We start from the raw sequence: 6,000 nt of genomic DNA, 5'->3' as shown, positions 1-6,000 counted from the left end.
AAACATCCGAACAGGGCTTTGAGCCATACGTCCGTTATTAGTACAGTATTTATTAACCAGCTCTTGGTAAACAAAACTAAAATCTATGATGTCATTAATCTTTCGAAGAAGATTGTCCTTTGGCACTATCAAATCATAAATGGAGCCATACTCACTGAACTTAATCTTTTGTTGATGTAACAGCATGAAATTGAGTTTTTTATACACAAAAAGATACAAAAAAAGGTGTAGAAAAGTAATTTTCTTACACCTTTTTTTACTAACAATTAACCATTAAAGGACTTTTTCAGTGGCCTCCGACAAAAAGGGAGCTTTTTTTCATAAGGGGTGAGATTGAAATAAAAAGCTAATAAAATGAATGTTGAAATCAAAAGCTTCGACTGAGGCTACTGTTTCCTGATCCGCTCCACGTCTTCGATTTCAATTTCCAGAGGATCTCCCAATATTTGGGAACCTGAATCCGTAATCAAATAGGCATCTTCCACCCGAATACCTCCAAAATCCCGGTATTCCGCCACTTTTTCATAGTTTATGTATTCGCTGTGCAAGTTATCCGCTTGCCATTGATCGATCAGTTGAGGGATGAAATAGATGCCCGGTTCGATTGTAATCACGTATCCTTTCTCCAGTTCCTTACCCAGTCGTAGGGACCTCAAGCCAAACGCTTTGCTCTTTTTGAGTTCGTCGGTATAACCTACATATTCCTCTCCCAAATCCTCCATATCATGGACATCCAGTCCCATCATGTGGCCCAGTCCGCATTGGAAAAACAAGGCATGTGCTCCGCTTTCGACTGCATCATCCAAATTTCCTTTCATCAGTCCGAGTTCTTTGAGGCCTTCAGCCAGTTTTCTGCAAGCCAACAAGTGGACTTCTTTAAATCGAATTCCCGGCTTCAATGCCGCGACGGCAGCTTGGTAGGCACTGAGCACAATCCGGTAGATTTCTTTTTGCGAAGAGGAAAATTCAGGTCCCACGGGAAATGTTCGGGTAATATCCCCTGCATAACGCATCGCCGATTCCGCTCCAAAATCCCCCAAAAGCATTTTTCCGGGGATCAGGGTATTGGAATAATTGTGATTGTGGAGGATCTGACCATTGATGGTGATGATCGGGGGGAAAGACAGATGGCCTCCCAAAGCGAGCGCCTCCCCATTTACCAAACCCAAGAGTTGGTATTCTTTCATTCCCGGTTTGGCTTCCTTCATCGCCTTTTTGTGCATGCTCACACTGATGTTTACTGCCTTGTTGATCTCTTTGATTTCCTCCTCAGTCTTGATGGATCGCAAGGCTACCACTGCTTTTATAAAATCTACAGAAGCTCTGGAAGAGATTTCCGCATTGGGAATAGCAAGCCATTCTGCCAGTTTCTGCGTGTTTTCCGATCGGTAGGGAGGTAGAAAATGGATTTGCAGTTTTGAGTTCTTTCCCAAAAACTCGGGTAACTCATTTCTGGGCTTCGTGATTTTGATCCCCACCGCTTCGGCCAATTCGGACAGAGGTGGATGGGCTCCCTGCCAAATTACTTCCACGGTGGTCAGATTATCCCCAAAGATGATTTCCAAGTCCTGATCGATATCGATGATCGCTGCAAGTCCGGGCATGTCTAAGCCAAAAAAATACAGGAAACTACTGTCCTGCCTGAACGGGTACCAGTTGTCCTTGAAGTTGCTGCTGCTTTCTTCATTTCCCAGAAAAAGCAAAATTCCGGTTCCCACTTTTTGCTTGAGTCGGTTTCTTCTTTCGATGTAGGTATCCTTCGGGAAAGTGCTCATGTCAAGGTTTATCTATTGATTTAGGGTTGATCTTTTTGGGAATGAACCTGAAGTGAAGTGAATAAATGAACACTTACAATTCATAATTCTACATTTCTAATTTAACTTCCACCAAATTCTGATTTAGTCAATGGTTATCTTCCACCCGCGGGCAAGCTTCTCAACCAGAAGTTTTTCATGGTTTCCCGCAAGTGGAGGGAAGTGTTTTCCCGTTCGTTGATGCTGTGTGAGCGCATGGGATAGGACATCATCGAGAATTGTTTGTTGTATTTGATCAGTTTATCCACCAGCATTTCAAAACTCTGGTAATGCACATTGTCGTCCGCCGTGCCATGGATGATCATGAGTTCGCCCTGTAGGTTCTTTGCATAGGTGATTGGTGAACCGTTGATGTATCCTTCCTCATTGTCCTTTAATAATCCCATGTAGCGCTCCTGATAGGTGGCATCATAGAGTCGTTGATCGGAAACAAATGCCAATGCCAATCCCGCTTTGTAAAGCTCCGGAAAGCGGAACATCAGATTGAGCGTCATCTGCCCACCGCCACTCCATCCCCAGGAACCGACCCGTGATGGATCGATAAATGGATAGGTTTTGAGGACTTTTTCTACTGCTGCCTTTTGGTCAAAGGAGGCCAGGATTCCTATTTGGCCATAGATGGATTTGCGCCAATCTCGGCCTCTGGGGGTTTTGGTGCCACGGTTGTCAATGCTGATGACGACATAACCTAAGTCTGCCAGGTAGTGATGCCACAAGTCCCCGTCTGCCCAATTATCCTGAACAGTAGCCCCTGCGGGCTCGCCATAGACATAAGCCAACAAAGGATATTTCTTGGAAGGATCGAAGTCTGTGGGTTTGATCATCCAACCATCCAAAACCACATCTCCGATGTCCACTTTGAAAAATTCTTTGGAGTTCAGTTTCAAAGCGGCAACCTTGGACTTCAACTCCCGATTATCTTCCAAAACTCGGACAGTTTCATGTTTTGGAAGACTGATTAGGGAATAAACAGGCGGCGTAGTGGTGTTTTGAAAGGTGTGGATGGCAAATTTTGAATCGGTCGAAATCTGATAGGCATTTTGACCGGAAAGATTCATCGGGGTAATCCGTTCGGCTTTTCCGATTTTGGTCAGGGAACTGCGATAGAGGTAGCGTTGGGTGAAATTATCAGGGGAGGCAATGTAAAACACATACCCGCTCGCCGGATCGATGTGGCTGATTCGCTCCACGTCAAATTCTCCTTGGGTGACCAAATCCATTGTTTTACCATCCCTTGAAACTTTGTACAGATGCATCCAGCCGTCTTTTTCGCTAGTCCAAGTGAAAAATTTCTCCCCTTCCAGCCAGCGGATATTATCGTGGACATCCAGAAAAGCCGAGTCTTCTTCAACCAGAATTTTTGACAGGGAAAAGTTTTGAATATCTCCAACCCAAACCGTATTTTGGTTCTGTCGCCTATTAAGTTGCTGCACCATCACTTCCTGGGAATTGGGGATAAAATCCATCCGTGCCAGGTAATTGTTGCGAGGGTCGCCCGGGAAGTCAAACCATTTAGTTTCTCCTCCTTCGCTTGATACAACGCCGATTTTAACTGCGGAAAGGGTTTGGCCGACTTTGGGATAAGGCAATGGGATTGGTTTTGAGTAAATCGAATCCAGATTATTGATCAGGTAAAAAGTACCGACTCCCTTGGTGTCAGACTGCCAGTAGGCAATGTTTTTTCCGTCAGGACTCCATCTAAATCCATCTCTGCAACTCAACTCTTCTTCGTAAACCCAGTCAAAAGTTCCGTTGATGATGTCTTGGTCGCCATCGGAGGTGATTTGGGTGATTTTTCCCGTGGCTAGGGTTTCTACGAAAATGTTATTTTCACTCACATAGCCCACTCGGGTAGCGTCAGGTGAAAACTTCGCGAACATCAGCGTGGTGGCTGGAATTCCTTTTCCCAACTGGCTCAGCTTTCGGTCTTTCAGATCCAAAACCCAGTAATCCCCTCGGGTGTGAAAGCGCCAGACCTTTCTGGTATTGGTGAAAATCAACAGTTTGCTGTTGTCTTCTGACCAGTGATAATCCGCCACAGTCAAGGGTTTGTTTTCTCCATTTGGGATCAATTCTTCGGCGGAAATCAAGACGGATCGGGTGCCTTTGACTGCATCGTATCTCACAATGTCGTCCCCGGCTAGATTGGGATTTTTTTCAATGCTCGAGTAGCCTGTTCCGTCTTTCATCCAGCGAATCGGGCCAAACCGATTTTGCCGATAAATTCCGCTTTTATAAATGTCTTCCAGAGTCAGTTCGGTTTGGGAATACAGGTCACCAACTGAGCTGAACAGGAGAATTAACAGGAACGCCAACGAGTTTTTCATTTGAAGCAGGATAAGGTTTTAGATTTATTCAGTCTTCTGGAAATAAGATTTTAAAGCCGGTAAGAAGGTGAAAAATATTGAATTAGAATGATTTACTGCTAAATTTAAGCAGAGACTTTAAAAAATTTATCCCATGACTTATCCAAGTATTTTCAATGATGTAGTAGGACCTGTGATGAGAGGGCCTTCCAGTTCACACTGTGCAGCATCGCTCAGAATCGGCCGAATATGTCATGATTTGATGGGTGGAAGAATATCTTACATTGAAATAGACTTTGATCCAAACGGATCCTTGGCTACGACCCATAAGGAACAAGGCTCCGATATGGGTTTGTTTGGAGGTTTTTTGGGTTGGGAAGCCTATGACGAAAGGCTCGTTGACTCGGAAATGCACATTGGCGCTGCGGGGATTCAGGTGAAAATCAACATCAAAGAAATTCAGGTAGGGCATCCGAATACCTATCAAATCACCCTTCGCAATCCTTGGGAAACCCATCAAGTCATTGCGATATCCACAGGAGGAGGGATGATTGAGGTGATTGAAATTGACGGAGCAAAAGTTTCCCTCGCAGGTGATTCTTTTGTCACGCTGATTTATACTTCTGCATTTCAAAAAGTGGGTGACTACCTGGAAAAAGCTGAATTGGGCGAGGATCTGGAAATTCATTCAAAGGACAAAACTTTTATCACATTAAAAACTCAGGCTTTTCTGGACAAGGCGATCTTGGAAGAACTCCAAGAAATCGAAGGCGTCACGGCTATCAAGCAGATCAAGCCTGTTTTGCCGGTTCTTACCCGGAAAAACACCGTCGTACCATTTATTACCTGTGATGAGATGATGGCTTACAACGAGGACAAAAATTTAAGTCTTTGGGAATTGGCTGTGCGCTATGAAAGCATGAGGGGGAACATCTCAGAGAAAGAGGTGCTTTCCAAAATGAACGATATCCGGATTATCCTGAAAAATGCGGTGGAGACAGGTCTGAAAGGAACTCAATTCGAAGACCGGATTTTGGGTCCTCAGTCTGTGAAATTCAAATCGATGATGGAAGAAAAAAAGCTGATCAGTGGAGACGTCCTGAATCGGATCATCATGTATGTGTCTGCGATCATGGAGGTGAAGAGTTCTATGGGAGTGATCGTGGCAGCACCTACTGCCGGATCGTGCGGGGCGATGCCCGGAGCGGTTTTGGGCGTAGCCGATTCCTTGGGACTTTCGGAAGAAGAAACCGTGAAGGCCTTGATGATTGCCGGTTTGATCGGAGTGTTTATTGCGGCGCATTCGACTTTTGCTGCTGAGGTAGGAGGGTGTCAGGCTGAGTGCGGTTCCGGGGCCACCATGGCAGCAGCGGCAATTGTTTACGTGGCCGGGGGAAATTTGAATCAAAGTATTTCAGCGGCTTCCATGGCTTTGCAGAGCTCCTTGGGGATGATCTGTGATCCTATCGGGAATCGGGTGGAGGCACCTTGCCTGAACAGAAATGTGATGGCTGCCTCAAATGCACTTTCCTGTGCCAATATGGCCTTGGCAGATTACAACCATTTGATTCCGCTGGATCAGGTCATTGAGACCATGTATGAAGTGGGGAAAAGTATTCCCAATACCTTGAGATGCACCAATTTGGGAGGACTTTCCATTACCAAAGCTGCGAAAGAAATAGAATCTAAGCTGGCGCAAAAGCACTTTTATAAGAGCTGCTAGGGCTATCTAAAATTTCTGTTGTTGTTTGGCTAAAGCCCGGGGTATTTTAGTGACTCTTATTGGAATGGGCTAAAGCCGCATTCCTATTCATTGGGTAGATCCTTAAATCTATAGCCGTATCCCTATTCCTTTTTTAAAAAATTATGGATTGGTTTCA

The 6,000-nt window shown here is 44.9% G+C and carries 3 protein-coding genes and 1 pseudogene; 1 reads left to right on the top strand and 3 read right to left on the bottom strand.

Annotation, left to right across the window (positions count from 1 at the left end):
• The 3 genes and pseudogenes from C4S61_RS12235 to C4S61_RS12225 form a co-directional block, all read right to left on the bottom strand.
• A pseudogene (locus C4S61_RS12235) lies at positions 1-186 on the bottom strand (IS5/IS1182 family transposase); the annotation flags it as partial.
• A 200-nt stretch (positions 187-386) separates the two neighbouring features.
• Positions 387-1,775 carry an aminopeptidase P family protein gene (locus tag C4S61_RS12230; protein WP_103925082.1) on the bottom strand — a complete coding sequence of 463 codons (1,389 nt, stop codon included), beginning with the start codon at positions 1,773-1,775 and terminating at the stop codon, positions 387-389.
• Between the two features lie 134 nt (positions 1,776-1,909).
• The gene (locus C4S61_RS12225; RefSeq protein ID WP_103925081.1) at positions 1,910-4,141 is read right to left on the bottom strand and encodes a S9 family peptidase; all 2,232 of its coding nucleotides are present in this window, start codon (positions 4,139-4,141) and stop codon (positions 1,910-1,912) included.
• Between the two features lie 133 nt (positions 4,142-4,274).
• Between C4S61_RS12225 and C4S61_RS12220 the strand changes: the two genes are divergently transcribed.
• The gene (locus C4S61_RS12220) at positions 4,275-5,843 is read left to right on the top strand and encodes an L-serine ammonia-lyase, iron-sulfur-dependent, subunit alpha (protein WP_103925080.1); all 1,569 of its coding nucleotides are present in this window, start codon (positions 4,275-4,277) and stop codon (positions 5,841-5,843) included.
• The last annotated feature ends 157 nt before the right edge of the window (positions 5,844-6,000 follow it).

Origin of the sequence: Algoriphagus boritolerans DSM 17298 = JCM 18970 (genome assembly GCF_900108085.1) — a bacterium.
Taxonomy (GTDB): Bacteria; Bacteroidota; Bacteroidia; order Cytophagales; family Cyclobacteriaceae; genus Algoriphagus; species Algoriphagus boritolerans.
The sequence above is the reverse complement of the archived record's forward strand: the minus strand, read 5'-3'. Positions and strand labels throughout refer to the sequence as shown.